This is a genomic window from Paenibacillus tengchongensis, from assembly GCF_008973665.1.
Taxonomy (GTDB): Bacteria; Bacillota; Bacilli; order Paenibacillales; family Paenibacillaceae; genus Paenibacillus_AQ; species Paenibacillus_AQ tengchongensis.
In genome coordinates, this window is sequence record NZ_WACP01000004.1 from 231,124 (window position 1) to 248,371 (window position 17,248).

Below are 17,248 nucleotides of genomic sequence, written 5' to 3' on the forward strand. Positions count from 1 at the left end.
CCCCTAAAAAATATGTGGTTGTATATGCTAACATTATAGGTTATATAGGAGAATTGGTCTATTGCAAGAACTGACATAATTCTGATTTTACCCGTTAACGGTGAACGTTTTGTATCATTTTTCTTCATATAATAGCGTTATTTCTTTGACCGCTGAGATGACCTGCGCCGCTAGTTCCCGGGGAGCTGTTACGCGGACACCCGGACCCAATGAAAGAATGATGCGCAGCGCAGATTCCGCAGTATTGAACTGGGCCTTAACGTCCCGCCAGCCTGGACGCAATGAAGCCGCATGTCCCAATAAGGTCACATAGCGTTCTTGCTGAAGCAGCTCCCAGGCACTGTCTGTTACGAGAATCTCAGCTTCATAGCGGGGAAGTGCGGCCCGGAAAGCCAGACTGGATTCCTTCCAATAAGCGGCCAGATCGAAACTCACGGGCCGCTGGAAATGTTCATTGGTCAAGTGAGCCTCGGTAATTCTGGAGACACGGAACGACTTGACTGTCCCTCCGTGCTCGGCGGCTACATACCAGACGCCGCGCTTGGCGATCAGACCCAGAGGCAAAATTAATCTTCTCTCGGACGGATCGGCTTTATTATAGGTAATTTCGGTCTTCCGGTTCTCAAGCACGGCTTGCTGAAGCAAGGAGAGGTACGGAAAAGCTTCTCCCGTAGGCCGCCAGCCTTCGCCGTCGATATGGATGCGCTGGCTGAAATCATCTACCGGCCGGCCGGCGGTCTTTGCGGCTGCGGCCTCCAGTTTGCGTACAGCTGAGGAGAAATCCTCCTCCAACCCGAGCGCTCTCAAGATAGCCGGATCCGCCGACAGCAGTAAAGAGCCGAGCTCCTGCGGCTTCATTCCGGTCAGTGAGGTCCGGAACCCTTCGCTCAAGCTCCAACCGCCGGCACGGCCCCGTTCCGCAAAGATGGGGATGCCGGCAGCGCTAAGCGCCTCCATATCACGGACAACCGTTCTTTCGGATACCTCAAGGGTAGCCGCCAGTTCTCCCGCAGTCATTTTGCCGCGGTTTTGCAGCAATAGCATAATGGTAATCAGCCGGTCGGCACGCATTCATCTTCCTCCTTCATAGGCAGCCATGTATGTACCCTGCTTTTAGTTTACCTTAAATATATGTCAATGGATGTCTTATTTGAGATATACAATGGGGGAAGAGATAACCCGTTGGAGTAGCTATTACGAAGGGAGCGGTACAATGAGCAAATTGCAAGGGAAAGTGGCGCTGGTGACGGGGGCAAGCCGGGGGGCGGGACGGGGAATAGCCCTGGAGCTGGCCAAGGCGGGGGCATTTGTATATGTTACAGGCAGAAGCGGTGAATCAGGTGAAACCGGCCGGCCGGAAACCCTCGGGCGACTGGTAGAGGAGATCGGAAGGAGCGGAGGAAAGGGCCATGCTATCCGCTGTGATCATACGCTCGATAGCGAGACAGAAGCCGCCGTGGCGACAATTGCAGCGGCGCATGGCAGGCTGGATATTCTGGTGAACAATGTCTGGGGAGGCAATGCTTTGCCCATCGAACTGAAACCCATGTGGGAGCAGCCGCCGCAGCATTGGGACAATATGTTTCAAGGCGGCGTCCGGGCGCAGCTGATGACCAATTACTACGCTGTGCCCCTGCTGCGGGCAAGCGGGCCCGGGGGAGTAATCATTCACACCACCTTCTGGGATCATTATAAATACACCGGCAACTTCTATTATGATTTGTCCAAGAATGCCCTGGTGCGGATGGCTTTCGGACTTGCTGCCGAGCTGGCAGATGACGGCATTGCCGTCATAGCGCTGTCGCCCGGCTGGATGCGCACCGAGCTGGTGCTGGAGAGCCTGCAGACTGACGAGGAGCATTGGCAGGAGGTGGAGGAACTGAAGAACAGTGAATCGACTGCTTATATCGGCCGGGCTGTCGTTCATCTGGCGGCTGATCCGAAGGTCATAAAGATGACAGGCGTCCCGCAGCAGGTTGGCCGGCTGGCGGAGAAATACGGCTTCACCGATATTGACGGACGGAGGGTGCCGGTCTTTGAGGTATCTGCGAATTAAACCCTGCGAATTAAACACTGCGAATTAAACACTGCAGCCAAAAAACAACGCTCATTCGAGAATCCCGGCCGGAGCCGGCTTCCGAATGAGCGTTGTTCTAATCACCAAGATTGTCTGAGGCGGATTAAACCAGCACAATCTCTTCCGCGGAGTTGATTTCCGGCAGTCCGGCCAGCTTCACCAGCACATCCTGCGGCACTTCCTTGTCTACAGTCAGCAGCATAATGGCTGCCCCGCCGACGATCTTGCGTCCCACCTGCATCGAGGCGATGTTGACGCCGTTCTCGCCAAACAGCGTGCCGACGAATCCGATAATCCCTGGCTTGTCATTGTGCGAGATGAGAATCTGGTGGCCTTCCGGAGCAATGTCAACCGGGAATTTGTTGACCTGTACAATCCGTTCACCGTATCCCTGCAGCAAGGTGCCTGCCACCAGGTATTCTTCGTTGCCTGCTTTCAGAGTTACTGTAATAAGGTTAGTGAAGCCTTTGGTCTTCGGCGATTTCGTTACAACGACATTAATGTCGCGCGTCTTGGCCAGGTGCATGGAATTGACGATGTTCACATCGCCGCCGAAATGGCGGGACAGCACACCCTTGACGATGTAACGCGTAAGCGGCTGAGTATCCACATCGGAGAGATCGCCGGCATATTCGACGAGAATCTCATTGAACGCGCCATGCGTAAGCTGCGTGGCGAAGCTGCCCAGCTTCTCGCCGAGCGTGAAGTACGGTTGCAGCTTGTTCATGACACTTGCCGCTACCGGTGGAATATTAACGGCATTGATGAACGGCTCGTTACGCAGGATATGCAACACCTGCTCCGAGACGTCGATGGCGACATTCTCCTGTGCTTCCACAGTGGAGGCACCCAGATGCGGAGTGACGATGATCTTAGGATGGGTGAGGAACGGATGATCCGGCTGCGGCGGCTCCTTCTCGAACACGTCGAAGGCTGCCCCGGCAACAATGCCGCTGTCAATAGCTTCAACGAGCGCCATTTCGTCAATTACGCCGCCGCGTGCGCAGTTGACGATCCGCATGCCTTTCTTCATCACTTCAAATTGCGGACGGGAAATCATATGGCGCGTCTCCGGCGTCAGCGGTGTATGCACGGTGATGAAATCGGCGTTCCGCACAATATCGTCTACAGATGCGAGCTTTACTTCCAGCTTCTCAGCGCGGTCTTCGGTCAGGAACGGGTCATACGCCAGGATGCTCATGCCGAAGGCTTTGGCGCGCTTGGCGACTTCACTGCCGATCCGGCCCATACCGAGAACGCCGAGCGTTTTGCCGCGCAGTTCGACGCCGAGGAAGGATTTTTTATCCCATACGCCTGTAATGGTCTTAGCATAGGCCTGCGGGATGTGGCGGGCCAGCGCCATCAGCATAGCGAATGCGTGCTCACAGGTTGTGATCGTATTGCCGTCCGGTGCATTGATAACAACGACCCCGCGTTGTGTGGCTGCCTCCAGCTTGATGTTGTCGACGCCAACGCCGGCGCGGCCGATTACTTTAAGGTTGGTGCCGGCGGCGATGATTTTCTCCGTAACGGTGGTCTGGCTGCGGACGAGCAGGGCGTCATATTCTCCGATGATGGCAATCAGTTCGTCTTCACTGAGTCCGGTTTTCTTATCCACGGTAACGTCGCTGGCGTCCATCAACTGCTGGATCCCCATATCGCTGATCGGATCCGATACTAATACTTTGAACATGATTTCAATTCCTCCTTATAATTGGAAAACAGATTATGATGAGGATGCCCTTATAGGGCGTCCGCAGTACCAGGTTCAAATGGCAGAATGCAATGGAATAATGAAAGCCCATCTCTAATAACGTTGTGACGCGGTGTCGCATAAAAGAGAAAGCGTACGAAAATGCGCCATGCCGGGGATATACCCGCAGGGCAGATGCCGAGGGCAACAAAAAAACTCCCGAGCCCATACTACTGCCGTAGTAAGGGACGAGAGTTGTCGTGGTACCACCCTAATTCACTGCAACTGTAAAGAAGCAGCCTCATTGGCCCTGTTAAGAAGGCCGCACTGGTAACGGAGTGATCCGATTGTATCTACTTTAACTTCGATACAATATCTCAGGAGCGCTAAAGACAACTTTCCGCCACCGGTTTGCACCATCCACCGGCTCTCTGAAGGCTTCCAGTATCTTTGTTCCATCATCGGCTTTGCGTGATTAATTTTTCATAATGTAACATGGCTGTGCCAGATGTGTCAATAGGATTATTCACTGCCGAGCGCCTTGAAGTCGGCGGCAATATTCGTTATGATGAATAGCCGGCTCTACTCATTAAGAAATGGCAGCTGGGGCACGGTTTCCTTGGCGTAATACTGCTCGCGCCATTTCATATAATCCGCTTCCTGAACTGCGTCGGTAGAGGTCAGGAGATTTACGCAGGATTGGATGTCCTTCAGCGAAAGCGAGCTGGCGGTTCCCGAATAAATCATATCATCGATTTTGGCCGTAATATCCTGCGGATCATATCCGGCAAATATGCTGCGGTTCAGCATGATATCGGAAATGGTTGCGTTCTTCTGCAGCAGGGGCATCTTCTTCCATTGCACAAAGCTTAACGTCTTCAATTCACCAAGCTGTGCCGGAATTTTAGTGTTGACCTTAGAGCCCCACTTTAGCATGGAATCATAGAAGTTCTTTTGGGCCAGGAGGCCGAATTTCGCAGCGCTGACCGTAAATTTATCGCTGTTCAGCTGCTTGGCGATTTCAGTTCCAGATGCCCCTGCCGAAATTTTGCCCGAAGCCTGAGAGAATAGGGTCAGACTCTTGAGAATGTTGAGCTGGGCCTCATGCAGCAGCGGCGAACCGCTGAAGATAGAATCCTGCGTAACCTTCTCATACTGTTTGTCGGCCAGAATGCCGAGATTCTTCAGCGTAGCCGCATTCTCGCGCGAATCGGTGCTGCGGGAGAGCTTGTCGACCTCCTCGTTCCAGTGCAGCTTGAATTCCCGATACGGCAAAAATACGTTATGATAGAATGTAACGAGGTCCTGCTGCTGGTAGGAGCCGGAAAATTCTTCGGTCGTCTCCTCGGCGGTCAGATGAGCATACTTGGCCTCTGTCTTATCCGCTCCCACCTTTACGCCTGTAAAGAATGCGGCGAACGCCGAAATCAGGAAGAATAAAAAACCCAATGTGTACAACATTTGTGTGCGGGAGTTGCGGCTGCTCATCATTCGTGCTCCTTCTTCAAGTGAAATCATCTATGTATTGATGTTGTAAATACATTATAGAACAGGCAGGTTGCGATGAAAAAATTCAAATTAGGCAACATTAAAGTGAAAAAAGCTGACCCTGGGCAATTAACGGACAAGCTGCTGCTGCTAAATCTCTATATAACGCAGGGCCTTACTTTATTTATCGGTTTGATATGGATATTATTTCAGAATAGAAACCCCTTTGAAGTATTAAAATTTCCCCAGAACCTAAATTTTGTGTATTGGGGGCTCGGACTGGCTGCAGTAATGCTTGCCGTCGACTTTGTGCTGACTCATATCATTCCCGAGGAGAGCATGGATGACGGGGGAATCAATGAGCTGCTGTTCCGGCGCCGGCCGGTTTGGCATATTGTGCTTATCGCTGCCATTGTTGCGGTTTGCGAAGAGCTTTTATTCCGCGGTGCGGTCCAGCATTCCTTCGGTCCGTACTGGACCAGCATTCTGTTCGCGGTAATCCATGTCAGGTATCTGCGGCACTGGATTCCTACGGGCTGGGTCTTTCTAAGCAGCTATGGGTTAGGATATATATACATTCATTCAGGAAGCCTTTGGGCTCCGATATTATGCCATTTCTTCATCGACCTGTTCTCGGGTCTGGTGATCCGTTACAGGAGGGAGACATGAGTGAAGAACTAAGCCGGGTGAAATCCCGGCGCAGAACCAAGACCAAGGCCGGACGGCTGGAAGCTGAAGCTCCGGCGGTTAAGGTGTCCGCCTCCGATGAAACCGCAGGGGAGACGCTCCGGGCTTCGGACACCTTGTCCAGAAAGGCCCGGCATTCCGCTGCTGCCGGCAAACGCACCATAGTAAGCAGCAGACGCGCTGCGGTTGAAGCCGGGCAAGGGGATGACACCACCTCGCGCACGAAGCAGCGCCGCATGGAGCGGGTCCGCCTCAGCAAGCTGTTCGTCAATTCACTGATATTTATGTTCGTGGCGCTGCTCGCTTCACTGTTCTGGTGGGGATGGAAAGGAGCACCGGCGCTGGATACGCTATGGTAAGCACCATTATAGGAATTGTTGTACTGATTGTGCTGGCGGGGGCTGTGTTCCTCGCGCTAATGGTTGTTAAAGCATTCGCAACGGACATTATTGCCGAGGAAATAACGCTGTCCGGCTTGCCGCCCGCATTTGACGGATTTCGCATCCTGCTGATTACGGATATTCACCGCCGGCGGCTGCCGCAAGCCAAGCTCTCGCACCTGAAGGGCAATGTCGATGCGGTCTTTCTGGGCGGAGATATGTCCGAGAAAGGCAACCCGCTGACAAGGCTGATAGCCAACATGGCTTTTGCAGCTTCGCTTGCCCCGGTCTATGCCGTTCACGGCAACCATGACTACAAGGCAGGCATCACGCTGGTGGATAATGTGCTGCGCGGCTACGGCATCGACCTGCTGCAGGACGAGAACCGGGTCCTGCGCCGCGGCAGCGATCAATTGGCGCTGACCGGAGTTGATTTCCCGCGCACCGGCGGGACCAAGGCCTATGCGCCGTTGCCCGGGCTGCCGGCGGATTTATTCCGGATCATCCTGGTACATGATCCGCTCTGGCTGTCGACGCAGGACACCGTACCTGCCGATCTGATTCTGGCCGGTCATACGCACGGCGGCCAGGTGGTTCTGCCGCTGCTCGGCCGCCGGCATGTGGAACCCTTCTACCGTGAGTACAGCGCCGGGACCTATTTCATTCCCCGCACAGAAGGGGCGGAACCGTCAGTTCCGCTGCTGATCAGCCGCGGCTACGGAACCTCGCATCTGCCGCTGCGCTGGGGCAGCCCCGCGGAGCTGCATGTGCTGACGCTTCGCAGGTCCGCTGAGTCGACGCGCTAAAGTGAAAGCCTGGCCGGCATAACAAAAGCAGCGATTCCTCCGCTAACGGAGAAACGCTGCTTTTTGGCTTAACCGGAGATTGTATCAGGGTGCCGGCACCTGGATGCTGCGCGGATCAACAAAGGAGTATCCCTTGCCCTCCAGAGTGGTAAGCATTTGATCCAGCGCTTCCACCGTCCACGGAAGCTCATGCATCAGAATGTTGCTGCCCGAATGTAACTGGCTTGTCACATTGGAAATCAGCTTCTCGGTCTTCCCGCTCTCGGACTCCTTCATTTCATAGTCCAGCGAGCCAACAGACCAATTCATATAGAGCAGTTGGTTCTCTGCCGCCACTTTCTTGCCGACATCCCCGCCTGCGCCGTGCGGCGGGCGGAAGAAGGCGGGGGTCTCGCCGGTCACTTCTTTTACAATCGCCTGAACGTCTTCAATCTGCTGCTTCACTTTCTCATAAGGCTCGTTCTTAAGGATGATATGATCCCAACTGTGGTTACCGATAATGCCGCCGCGGCTCTGAATCAGCTTCAGCAGATCGGGGTTCTCCTTCACGCGGTACCCGTTGACGAAGAAGATCGCCTTGGCCTGATGTTTGTCCAGCGTATCGAACAGCGAATTGATCATCGCGGCATCCTTGGGACCGTCGTCGAAGGTCAGAAGCACCACTTTCTTCTCCGTGCCATCCTCAATCGGTACAATATCATAGTTCTTGTTCATCTGATAGAGCACCGGGATTGCGGCGGTGTCCGGGGCAGGCACGGCAGAGGCCCCGGCGCTTGGCGTTCCTGCTGCAGTGCCGTCCTCAGCAGCAGGAGTTACCTCTGCGGCAGGGGCTTCGCTGCCGGCCGGGCTGGCTGACGGCGAAGCCGTATCTGAGGAGTCAGGTGATGGAGCCGGCGTTGCCGATTGCACCACTGCGGAAGCCGGCGGAGCTTCCTCTTGTGCAGCTGTATCATTATTGTTCCCGCTGCAGGCTGTCAGCATGACGGCTGACAGGAGCAGCAATGTTGCAACTTTACCCACTTTTTTCATCCCGCTTTCTTATTGTCTTTTGGTATGAGCCGGAATCTTTCCGCCAACACTAAGCATGATTTTACCATACAAGGAGGTTAGAGTTATGAACACTTCGTCATTTCTGTGCGGAGTTGTGATGGGCGCAGCCGCAAGCATGATCATCTCCAAAAAACGCGGCTCGATGATGTCCGCACTGCTGACGCCGGGCGGCGCAGGCCAGGGAGCCGGCGAGAAGGCTAAGGACAAGATTCTCGGCATGGCCGGGACCGGCTTCGGGAGTTCGGCGCAGACCGGCGATGCTGCGGTCCACGAACACAAGCCCGAATCCACGGTCATTACCAAAGAATCCAATCTCCGTCTGCTGAAGGATTTCATCCGCAGCAACCCCGATGTAAAGCATGAGGTGGAGAAAATTCTCAAAGAAACCCATACCACGATACCGGGTTTGTAACCGCAAAATGCCGCCGCAGAATCATTTTGTGGATGCTCTGTCCGCAAAATGATTCTTTTTTATCCGGCCGCAGCAATAAATGGGTTGAGAAATATATTTATTTACGTGCAATTGCATCGCCAAAATGATAACATACATACATAGTAACCATTTTTGGCTCATTACTCGGGACTCATCATACATTAATATTAAATGAGCTTGCAAAAGGAGGATCCTGTCATGAGAATAGAGCGATTAAGTCAAGATAAGATACGGATTTTCCTCACTTTTGACGACCTGAGCGAGCGGGGCATCCAGAAGGAAGACATGTGGCAGGAAGTTCCCAAGGTGCATGACCTCTTCACGGAAATGATGGACCAGGCATATAGTGAACTCGGCTTCGACGCCACTGGTCCGCTTGCCGTAGAAGTGTTCGCATTGCCCGCGCAAGGCATGGTCGTTATAGTGACCCGGGGGAAATATGATCACCAACAGTACGGTGCATCCGGGGAAGAAGAGTTGCCGGAAGAAATTTATGAAATGGAAGTTACTCTGGAACAAAGCGATTCTGTCGTGTATGCTTTTCACGATTTCGAGGTTCTGGTTGAAGCAGCCCATGTTCTAAACGGCAACATCACTTCCCAAGGGAAGCTGTATTCTTATAATAATAAATGGTATCTCTACTTCGATCCCAAGGAATTTGACGACGCGGCACTGGCCGGTCTGGTCGCTGTCCTGGCCGAATTTGCGGAATCCTCGCCGGTTACCGAAGCCGTGCTGGACGAATACGGCAAGACGGTTATGGCATCGGATGCTGTAGGGACGTTGTGCACTCATTTTAAACGCCAGCAATAATGCATGGGAGCAGGGGCGGCAGAATGCGGGGTTCACCGTAAGGCGATGTTGCCGGCCGGTCATCCTGGTACAGAAGGCCGCCCGGGTTTACCCCGAAGCACCTGCTTCAGCATCTATGGTCATGGCTTCACTCAGTGGGGATAGTTGAGGCCCCACAATCAGTCAGGGAGGTTATTCGGTGCTTTTGTTATCGGTTATTACATCGGCAGTGGCACCGGGGCTTGCTCTGCTGATTTTTTTCTACTTGAAAGACAAGTACGATCAGGAACCGCTGCACATGGTGGTCAAGGTGTTTCTGCTCGGCCTGCTGATCGTGTTTCCGGTTGTGATCATCCAGAGAGGCTTGACACTGGGGGTGGGCGGTGGCGTATTTACCGATTCCTTCCTGATTTCTGCCGGCGTGGAAGAAACGTTGAAGTGGTTTGTGCTGTACCATATGATCTACAATCATACCGAATTTGACGAGCCATATGATGGAATACTATACGCCGTAGCGATTTCGCTCGGCTTTGCAACACTGGAGAATGTCATGTACGCCTGGTACAGCCACGCTTCCATCGGCTCGATGATTATGCGGGCCCTGCTTCCGGTCTCGGGGCATGCCATGTTTGGCGTTATTATGGGCTACCATATGGGGCGGGCGAAGTTCTCCCTGTCCGGCAGGAAACGATGGAGCCTCGCCATTTCGCTGCTGCTCCCGTGGCTGTGGCACGGAATCTATGACTTTATCCTCAGTACCTCTCCGAATTACTGGATCTGGTACATTGTACCGCTCATGGCACTTCTGTGGTACGGCGGGATGGGCAAGGTGGCGCAGGCCAACAGCCGCTCTCCGTTCCGGCTGCTCCAGCGGGAGGAAGAGGTTAACCTGTAACGTAAATGGACACACTTGAACCTGAAGGCAGTTCCGCAGAGGCGGATATTCCAGACAGGAGCGAGGTGTCTTTTTTTGCGTGTGAAAGTTCGCATAGTCTGTAAAGATTGCGGAGAAACCTACATATTGCGGGGCAGTAAGGAGCAGGGGGTTATTCAGACGGGCTTCAAGCAGTGTCTGTGCAACAGCAGCAGAGGATTCCTGATAGAGGAACGGATGTAAACCGGGCTGTGTACTCTTTTTGTAAGCGAGAAGAATTGCCTTGCCGGTGCATAAGACATCCCGTTTATTGTCAAACTAACGGCAATAAGCTATGGAAGGAGTCTTGCAGCCCTATGTATAAAAGATTAAGCGCCGTAATGTTCCCGCTGACCGCGCTGCTGTTGATCGGAGCGCTGGTATGGGGTTATCAGGAGAACCAGGAAAAAAATTCGATTCTGCTTAAGGCGGAGAACCAGTACCAGCGCGCTTTTCATGATTTGTCCTACCATGTGGAAAGGCTTCACGGAGAGCTTGGCAATACACTGGCGGTGAATTCCGCCTCTACCGGTGTACACCGTAAAGGGCTTGTCAATGTCTGGCGGCTGACCAGCGAAGCCCAGAATGAAATCAACCAGCTGCCGCTGACGCTGCTGCCTTTCAGCGATACGGAGGAATTCCTTTCGAAGATCTCCAACTTTTCTTATAAAGCCGGGGTGCGCGATTTCACCAAGAAGCCGCTCACGGATGGCGAGCTGAACAATCTGAAAGTGCTGTATAAGGAATCGGGAGAGATTTCAAAAGACCTTCAGGAAGTGCAGAACAAGGTCATCAGCAACAAGCTGCGCTGGATGGATGTGGAGACGGCGCTCGCAACCGAGAATAAGGCCGAAGACAATACGATCATCGACGGCTTCAAAACGGTGGATAAACGGGTCGCAGCTTACCCGGAGCTTGACTTCGGCCCTTCCGTCGCCAGCATCTATGACAAGCGTTCGGTCAAGAAGCTTGGCGGCAAGCCGGTGACGGCGGAAGAAATCCGAGCCAAGGCGCTGAAGCTGGCGGAAGCCGGCGGAGATGCCAGTGTCGATATTATTGAGAACGGGAAAGGCACCGAATGGGCCTCCTATACGGCGGTGATCAATCCTGCCGGAGACAAGCCGGCGGTCAGCATGGATTTTACGGTAGAAGGCGGATTGCTGATTTCCTACAATGACAACCGTGAAGTCGGTCCGGCCAAAGTGTCCATGCAGCAAGCGGCTGCGCAGGCGAAGCAATTCCTGGAGCAAAAAGGCTTCCCGGATATGACGGCGGTCAGTGCGGACCGTTATGACAATATGGGCAATTTCACATTCGTCACGAGCCGGGATGGTGTACTCATCTATCCCGAGAAGCTGACAGTGCGGGTCGGACTGGATAACGGTGAGGCCACCGGCTTTCAGGCCAGCGACTATGCCCGCGAGCACCAGGAGAAACGGCAGATTCCGAAGCCGCAGCTGTCCTTGGCCCAGGCGAGAAAGCTGCTTAATCCGGAATTCAAGGAGCAGTATCACCGGCTCGCCTGGATTAAGAATGAAGATGCCACGGAGGTACTGACCTACGAATTCGGCGGAAAAATCAACGGAGCGCAGTACCGCATTTACTTAAATGCGGCCGACGGAATCGAAGAAGCGGTCGAAGAAATCCGGACTTCCTCGGGCGCCCAGGATAAATAAAGCTGCATCTGTGCCTTAAGCCTGTGCCTAAAAGGCAGGCAGAAAGGGTCCTTTCCTTAGAAAGAGAACGGGAGAGGACCCTTTTTCGTGTGGATATTTTTTTCTCACCAGGGTGTAAACGGCCGTGCTATAATGTTGAATGATTGTGAATAACACTGTGGCGGTGACATGCTTGTATCCAAAAATCAACGAGTATCTATACATACATGTCGCTTCAAGCGATACGGCTGAGGCGGATGCGGAATATAGATCAAGAATTGCCGAAATGGAAGAGGAGAGCTTCTTGATTGACATCCCCATGCAGGAATCCAACGGCAGGCTCAAGAAGCTGTTCATCGGCGACGAATTGTCCGTCTATTTCATGAGCGAAGGCGGAATCAAGAATTACTTTACCACCCATGTTCTCGGATTTAAGGACGATGTGATCAAGATGGTCCGGGTGCGCAAGCCGGCTGTGGAATCGATCTTCAAGGTGCAGCGCCGCAGCTTCTTCCGCGTCAACGCCGAGCTGGAGCTGGCCGTCAAGGATGCGCTGGGGGGGCGCTATCTGGTGCGGACCGACGACCTTGGCGGCGGCGGAGTGTCGTTCCTTAGCGACTCCAAGTTCAAGCAGTCGGTCGGCGATAAGCTGAACTGCTGGCTGCTGCTGCCATTCCGCAACGGCAGCACGGAGCACGTCCCGTTTGAAGGGGAGGTCGTACGGCTGAAGGATCTGGAGAACGGCCGCCAGCTGGTGATGCTGAAGTTTACGGCCATACCGGACTCCGAACGGCAAAAGGTCATCCGTTACTGCTTTGAACGGCAATTTGATTTCCGTAACCGGTAGAATAATGCCAATTTTTTGCGGGATCCGCCGCTTCTGATTTTGCACAACGTTTCAAACTGTGCTATAATTTTATAAGTCGCAGGCAATGCCTGCTTTTTTCTTGATAAATATCAGCAAGTCCTAGTGTTTGAGGAGGAATGCCCCGTTGGATAGGCAGGATACACATACTTACGACAGAATTAACGTCGCCATCGACGGACCTGCCGGGGCAGGCAAGAGCACTGTAGCCCGATTGGTAGCCCGCAAGCTGTCTTACATTTATGTCGATACGGGAGCGATGTACCGGGCAATTACCTGGTACCTGCTGCGTGAAGGCATCCCGGCGGAGGAGCAGGCATCGGCGGATCGGATGGTCCGCGAGATGCAGATTGAGCTTATCCCCGGCGAAGATTTGCAGAGGGTGCTGATTAACGGGGAAGACGCTACTCCGCATATTCGCAGTCTCCAGGTCAGTGGCCAGGTGTCGCAGTATTCGAAGATCGAAGGCGTCAGAACCAGGCTCAGCCAATTGCAACGCCAGATGGCTCTGCGTAAAGGCGTAGTCATGGACGGCCGCGATATCGGGACAACCGTACTGCCGGATGCCGAAGTGAAGATTTTCATGACGGCCAGCGTGGAAGAACGGGCTCTCCGCCGTTACAAGGAACTGAAGGACACGGAAACAGTGACTCTCGAGCAGCTTGAACATGATATCGCTGCGCGCGATCGCCTGGATGAAGGAAGGGAGATTTCGCCGCTGCGCCGTGCCGAAGACGCCGTTCTTCTGGACACGACCGCTATGGATATTCCTCAAGTTGTAGAAGCCATTGTATCCCACTGCAGAACTTTCGTGAACGGGGAGAGAAATCATTCATGATTTATGTTATTTGCCGCGGATTACTCCGCATGATTTATGCCGTCGTCTTTCCGCTAAAGATTATCGGCAAAGACAACGTGCCCAAAGAAGGCGGGGTATTGCTGTGCGCCAACCATATCAGCAATCTCGACCCGATGACGGTCGGGATCAAGCTGGATCGCCAGGTCAAGTATATGGCCAAGGCAGAACTCTTTGAAGTGCCCGTGCTTGGCTGGCTTGTTAGACAGCTGGGCGCATTCCCGGTGAAACGGGGGGGCGTCAGCAAAGATTCGATCAAGACGGCGCTCAACACGCTGCGCGGCGGACATGTTATGGGGATTTTTCCGGAAGGTACACGCAATTCGGATACCGGTATTGCCAAGAAAGGGGCGGCGAGTTTTGCTCTCCGCAGCGGCGCTGCGGTCATTCCTGCAGCCATTGTCGGAAGCTATAAGCCCTTTCGCCGGATTACGGTGATTTACGGGGCGCCGGTTGATCTCAGCGCTTTTGAAGGGGCGGGAAGCGAATCTTTTGAAGCGGTAACCGATCTCATTATGAGCCGCATTTACGAGATGGCCCGCACCGGGAAGCCGACTGCGAACTAAGTGCAGGCAGGTCTGCAGGACCCAAATGGCATATTTGCTATATTTTGGGAACATACTAATTTGCAAGGCCAAGAACATAATTTTGCGAACTTGTTTTGAACCCTGCTCAACGCGGGTTTAAATAAATGGGGTTTTGAATCGAGGAGGGTAATCACATGTCTGAAGAAACAAGAAACCAGGAAGCTGCGGTGAATGCTGAGAACAGCGAAACTGTAGAAACAACGGAAACTGTGGAAGCAGCTGTAAGTGAAGAAACTGCCGGAGCCGCTGAAGCAGCCCAAGGCAACGAGGAAGAAGTAACAAGCCAAGAAGGACTGGAGATCATCTCTCTGAAAAAAGGCGATACCGTGAAAGGAACAATCGTCAAAATCGAAGATAACCAAGCTTATGTAAGCATTGGATATAAATACGACGGCGTTATTCCCATTCGCGAATTGTCTTCCGTACAAATCGACAACGCTGCGGCAGCGGTTGAAGTCGGACAAGAAGTGGAATGCAAAGTAGTAAGCATTAACGACAACAAAGAAAGCCTCGTGCTCTCCAAGCGCGCCATCGACAGCGAGAAATCTTGGGAAGATCTCGAGAAATACTTCGCTTCCCAGGAAGCCTTCGAAGTTACGGTTGCTGATGTTGTCAAAGGCGGCCTCGTAGCCGATGTCGGCGCACGCGGCTTTATCCCTGCGTCCATGGTAGAGCGTCACTTTGTTGAAGATTTCAGCGACTACAAAGGCCGCACACTGCGCGTGAAGGTGAAAGAACTGGACCGCGAGAACAGCAAGGTTATTCTTTCCGCCAAGGAAGTGCTGGAAGCAGAGTTTGAAGCGAACAAGCAAAAGATCATGTCCGAGTTGACTGAAGGACAAATCATCGAAGGTACAGTTCAACGCTTGACCCAATTCGGTGCTTTTGTTGATGTCGGCGGTGTAGACGGTCTGGTGCACGTATCCGAAATCGCCTGGACGCATGTCGACAAACCTGCCGACGCGGTATCCGAAGGCGAGAAAGTACGCGTTAAAGTGCTGAAAGTGGATCCGGAAAAAGGCAAGATCAGCCTGAGCATCAAAGCGGCAACTCCTGGACCATGGGATTCCGCTGCCGGTAAAATCAACATCGGCGACATCGTGACCGGCGAAGTGAAGCGTCTTGTGAACTTCGGCGCCTTCGTGGAGCTGTTCCCTGGTGTAGAAGGTCTGGTTCACATTTCCCAGATCTCCCACAAGCATATCGGCACTCCGCATGAAGTGCTGAAGGAAGGACAGGAAGTTCAAGTTAAGGTACTGGACTTCAACCCGTCCGAGAAGCGCGTAAGCCTCAGCATCAAGGAAACCGAAGAAGCACCGGCTCCTTCGCCAAGACCTGAACGTGAACGCAGCTCCAGCAGAGACAAAGCGCCAAAAGAAGTGCTGAACAACCCTAACGTTTCGCTCAGCAACGAAGGACTCAGCTTCACGCTGGCTGAACGTTTCGGCGATAAGCTGGACAAATTCAAGGGCAATAACTAAACCCTGAGACAAGGGTTTCCCTTATTGCATCAGAGGTAAAGTATCGGCGAACTCCCGATTGGGGGTTCGCCGATTGTGTTTTACATCAGTTGTTCAAGTGAATGTTTTTTTGCTATGATGATTGAGGTACCAACGACAGGAGGAATGACTATGGCAAGACCCGTAGTGGCTATTGTAGGGAGGCCTAACGTCGGTAAATCGACGATCTTTAACAGGCTGATCGGAGATAAGCTGGCGATAGTAGAAGATAAGCCGGGGATTACCCGCGACCGGATTTACGGCGTTTCCGACTGGAACGGCAAATCCTTCAGCGTAATCGATACCGGAGGGATTGAAATAGACGGCGATGACTTCATTCTGAAGTCGATCCGCGTACAGGCTGAGCTCGCCATTGAAGAGGCGGATCTGATCGTCTTCATGTGCGAGGCCAAGAGCGGTCTTACTAATGCGGATGAGGAAGTGGCGCAAATTCTGTTCCGCTCCGGCAAGCCGGTCGTGCTGGCCGTTAACAAAGTGGATAATATGAAGCGTGCAGAAGATATCTATGAGTTCTACAGCCTGGGCATCGGCGATCCAATCGGCATTTCCGGCAGCCACGGCACCGGGATCGGTGATCTGCTGGATGCGGTGGTAGAACGCCTCCCTGAGAAGACGGATGAAGAGTACGATGAGGACGTTATCCGCGTCGCCTTGATCGGCCGGCCGAATGTAGGCAAATCCTCGCTGGTCAATGCGATTCTGGGCGAGGAGCGGGTTATCGTCAGCGATATCGCGGGAACGACACGCGATGCCATCGACACCCCTTTTGAGAAAGACGGGCAGAGATATGTGCTGATCGATACGGCAGGCATGCGCAAACGCGGCAAAGTGTACGAAACGACGGAGAAGTACAGCGTCATGCGCGCCATGCGTGCGATTGAACGGGCCGATGTCGTGCTGGTGGTCATCAACGGCGAGGAAGGCATTATCGACCAGGACAAGCATATCGCCGGTTATGCGCATGATGCCGGAAAGGCCTCGATCTTCGTGGTCAACAAATGGGATGCTGTGGAGAAAGACGATAAGACTATGCAGCACTTCGAGAACAATATCCGTGACCATTTCCTGTTCATGACCTATGCGCCTGTAGTATTCCTCTCCGCGTTGACGAAACAGCGCCTGCAGAAGCTGCTGCCGGTTGTGCAGCATGTGGCGCAGCAGCATTCCCTGCGGATTGCAACGCATCTGCTGAATGATGTGGTATCGGATGCGGTAGCCATCAACCCTCCGCCGACGGACAAAGGACGGCGCCTGCGCATTAATTATGTCACACAAGTCGCTGTGAAACCGCCTACGATTGTGGTGTTTGTCAATGATCCGTCCCTGATGCACTTCTCCTATGAACGGTATCTGGAGAACAAAATCCGCGGGGCGTTCAATTTTGAGGGAACACCGATCCGTCTCTTTACACGGCGCAAGTCCGAAAACGAAGGTTAGGGGAGAAGA

General features: G+C 53.2%; 17 protein-coding genes and 1 other annotated feature. Of the genes, 13 read left to right on the top strand and 4 right to left on the bottom strand.

Annotated elements, in window-relative coordinates; all coding sequences use genetic code 11:
* Positions 1 to 114 precede the first annotated feature (114 nt).
* Positions 115 to 1,071, bottom strand: a complete 957-nt coding sequence (locus tag F1381_RS08765) for a helix-turn-helix transcriptional regulator (protein WP_151734447.1) — start codon at positions 1,069 to 1,071, stop codon at positions 115 to 117.
* Between the two features lie 142 nt (positions 1,072 to 1,213).
* Between F1381_RS08765 and F1381_RS08770 the strand changes: the two genes are divergently transcribed.
* Positions 1,214 to 2,056 carry an SDR family NAD(P)-dependent oxidoreductase gene (locus F1381_RS08770; RefSeq protein ID WP_151734448.1) on the top strand — a complete coding sequence of 281 codons (843 nt, stop codon included), beginning with the start codon at positions 1,214 to 1,216 and terminating at the stop codon, positions 2,054 to 2,056.
* A gap of 124 nt (positions 2,057 to 2,180) precedes the next feature.
* Here the strand turns inward: F1381_RS08770 and serA are convergent, their stop codons facing one another.
* A complete protein-coding gene (gene serA / locus F1381_RS08775; protein WP_151734449.1) occupies positions 2,181 to 3,770 on the bottom strand; it encodes a phosphoglycerate dehydrogenase in 1,590 nt (529 codons plus the stop codon).
* A 241-nt stretch (positions 3,771 to 4,011) separates the two neighbouring features.
* Positions 4,012 to 4,241, bottom strand: a binding site (T-box leader).
* Between the two features lie 111 nt (positions 4,242 to 4,352).
* Positions 4,353 to 5,258: a hypothetical protein gene (locus F1381_RS08780; protein ID WP_187355257.1), complete on the bottom strand. Its 906-nt coding sequence runs from the start codon at positions 5,256 to 5,258 to the stop codon at positions 4,353 to 4,355.
* 75 nt (positions 5,259 to 5,333) lie between these two features.
* Between F1381_RS08780 and F1381_RS08785 the strand changes: the two genes are divergently transcribed.
* Genes F1381_RS08785 through F1381_RS08795 form a run of 3 tightly spaced genes read left to right on the top strand, consistent with a single transcriptional unit; the run spans position 5,334 to position 7,131 of the window.
* Positions 5,334 to 5,927, top strand: coding sequence for a CPBP family glutamic-type intramembrane protease (locus tag F1381_RS08785; protein ID WP_151734451.1), 594 nt, complete (start codon positions 5,334 to 5,336; stop codon positions 5,925 to 5,927).
* Positions 5,924 to 6,304, top strand: coding sequence for a hypothetical protein (locus F1381_RS08790; protein WP_151734452.1), 381 nt, complete (start codon positions 5,924 to 5,926; stop codon positions 6,302 to 6,304). The genes F1381_RS08785 and F1381_RS08790 overlap by 4 nt, the downstream gene beginning before the upstream one ends.
* Positions 6,298 to 7,131 (top strand): metallophosphoesterase, encoded by an 834-nt coding sequence (locus F1381_RS08795; protein ID WP_187355258.1) that lies wholly within the window; start codon positions 6,298 to 6,300, stop codon positions 7,129 to 7,131. Before F1381_RS08790 ends, F1381_RS08795 begins: the two co-directional genes overlap by 7 nt.
* 84 nt (positions 7,132 to 7,215) lie before the next feature.
* Here F1381_RS08795 and F1381_RS08800 read toward each other — a convergent pair whose 3' ends face one another.
* Positions 7,216 to 8,151: a polysaccharide deacetylase family protein gene (locus tag F1381_RS08800; RefSeq protein ID WP_151734454.1), complete on the bottom strand. Its 936-nt coding sequence runs from the start codon at positions 8,149 to 8,151 to the stop codon at positions 7,216 to 7,218.
* A gap of 94 nt (positions 8,152 to 8,245) precedes the next feature.
* Here F1381_RS08800 and F1381_RS08805 point away from each other — a divergent pair, with 94 nt between their 5' ends.
* The 9 genes from F1381_RS08805 to der all read left to right on the top strand — a co-directional run bounded on the left by F1381_RS08805 (position 8,246) and on the right by der (position 17,239).
* Positions 8,246 to 8,593, top strand: a complete 348-nt coding sequence (locus F1381_RS08805) for a hypothetical protein (protein ID WP_151734455.1) — start codon at positions 8,246 to 8,248, stop codon at positions 8,591 to 8,593.
* Between the two features lie 219 nt (positions 8,594 to 8,812).
* On the top strand, positions 8,813 to 9,427 hold the full coding sequence (locus F1381_RS08810) for a genetic competence negative regulator (RefSeq protein WP_151734456.1): 615 nt from the start codon (positions 8,813 to 8,815) through the stop codon (positions 9,425 to 9,427).
* A gap of 178 nt (positions 9,428 to 9,605) precedes the next feature.
* Complete coding sequence (prsW, locus tag F1381_RS08815) at positions 9,606 to 10,301, top strand: glutamic-type intramembrane protease PrsW (RefSeq protein WP_151734457.1); 696 nt, start codon at positions 9,606 to 9,608, stop codon at positions 10,299 to 10,301.
* Between the two features lie 335 nt (positions 10,302 to 10,636).
* A complete protein-coding gene (gene ypeB, locus F1381_RS08820; protein WP_151734458.1) occupies positions 10,637 to 11,995 on the top strand; it encodes a germination protein YpeB in 1,359 nt (452 codons plus the stop codon).
* A gap of 172 nt (positions 11,996 to 12,167) precedes the next feature.
* The gene (locus tag F1381_RS08825; RefSeq protein WP_187355259.1) at positions 12,168 to 12,821 is read left to right on the top strand and encodes a flagellar brake protein; all 654 of its coding nucleotides are present in this window, start codon (positions 12,168 to 12,170) and stop codon (positions 12,819 to 12,821) included.
* A gap of 145 nt (positions 12,822 to 12,966) precedes the next feature.
* On the top strand, positions 12,967 to 13,677 hold the full coding sequence (gene cmk / locus F1381_RS08830) for a (d)CMP kinase (RefSeq protein WP_151734459.1): 711 nt from the start codon (positions 12,967 to 12,969) through the stop codon (positions 13,675 to 13,677).
* Positions 13,674 to 14,261 (top strand): lysophospholipid acyltransferase family protein, encoded by a 588-nt coding sequence (locus tag F1381_RS08835; RefSeq protein ID WP_151734460.1) that lies wholly within the window; start codon positions 13,674 to 13,676, stop codon positions 14,259 to 14,261. The genes cmk and F1381_RS08835 overlap by 4 nt, the downstream gene beginning before the upstream one ends.
* Positions 14,262 to 14,416: 155 nt before the next feature.
* On the top strand, positions 14,417 to 15,763 hold the full coding sequence (rpsA, locus tag F1381_RS08840) for a 30S ribosomal protein S1 (protein WP_246187960.1): 1,347 nt from the start codon (positions 14,417 to 14,419) through the stop codon (positions 15,761 to 15,763).
* A gap of 150 nt (positions 15,764 to 15,913) precedes the next feature.
* On the top strand, positions 15,914 to 17,239 hold the full coding sequence (der, locus tag F1381_RS08845) for a ribosome biogenesis GTPase Der (RefSeq protein ID WP_151734461.1): 1,326 nt from the start codon (positions 15,914 to 15,916) through the stop codon (positions 17,237 to 17,239).
* The last annotated feature ends 9 nt before the right edge of the window (positions 17,240 to 17,248 follow it).

Excerpts from the sequence above, each read along its gene's own strand:
- F1381_RS08765 (WP_151734447.1), bottom strand. The coding sequence starts at position 1,071 with ATGCGTGCCGACCGGCTGATTACCATTATGCTATTGCTGCAAAACCGC.
- F1381_RS08770 (WP_151734448.1), top strand. The coding sequence starts at position 1,214 with ATGAGCAAATTGCAAGGGAAAGTGGCGCTGGTGACGGGGGCAAGCCGG.
- serA (WP_151734449.1), bottom strand. The coding sequence starts at position 3,770 with ATGTTCAAAGTATTAGTATCGGATCCGATCAGCGATATGGGGATCCAG.
- F1381_RS08780 (WP_187355257.1), bottom strand. The coding sequence starts at position 5,258 with ATGAGCAGCCGCAACTCCCGCACACAAATGTTGTACACATTGGGTTTT.
- F1381_RS08785 (WP_151734451.1), top strand. The coding sequence starts at position 5,334 with ATGAAAAAATTCAAATTAGGCAACATTAAAGTGAAAAAAGCTGACCCT.
- F1381_RS08790 (WP_151734452.1), top strand. The coding sequence starts at position 5,924 with ATGAGTGAAGAACTAAGCCGGGTGAAATCCCGGCGCAGAACCAAGACC.
- F1381_RS08795 (WP_187355258.1), top strand. The coding sequence starts at position 6,298 with ATGGTAAGCACCATTATAGGAATTGTTGTACTGATTGTGCTGGCGGGG.
- F1381_RS08805 (WP_151734455.1), top strand. The coding sequence starts at position 8,246 with ATGAACACTTCGTCATTTCTGTGCGGAGTTGTGATGGGCGCAGCCGCA.
- F1381_RS08810 (WP_151734456.1), top strand. The coding sequence starts at position 8,813 with ATGAGAATAGAGCGATTAAGTCAAGATAAGATACGGATTTTCCTCACT.
- ypeB (WP_151734458.1), top strand. The coding sequence starts at position 10,637 with ATGTATAAAAGATTAAGCGCCGTAATGTTCCCGCTGACCGCGCTGCTG.
- F1381_RS08835 (WP_151734460.1), top strand. The coding sequence starts at position 13,674 with ATGATTTATGTTATTTGCCGCGGATTACTCCGCATGATTTATGCCGTC.
- rpsA (WP_246187960.1), top strand. The coding sequence starts at position 14,417 with ATGTCTGAAGAAACAAGAAACCAGGAAGCTGCGGTGAATGCTGAGAAC.
- der (WP_151734461.1), top strand. The coding sequence starts at position 15,914 with ATGGCAAGACCCGTAGTGGCTATTGTAGGGAGGCCTAACGTCGGTAAA.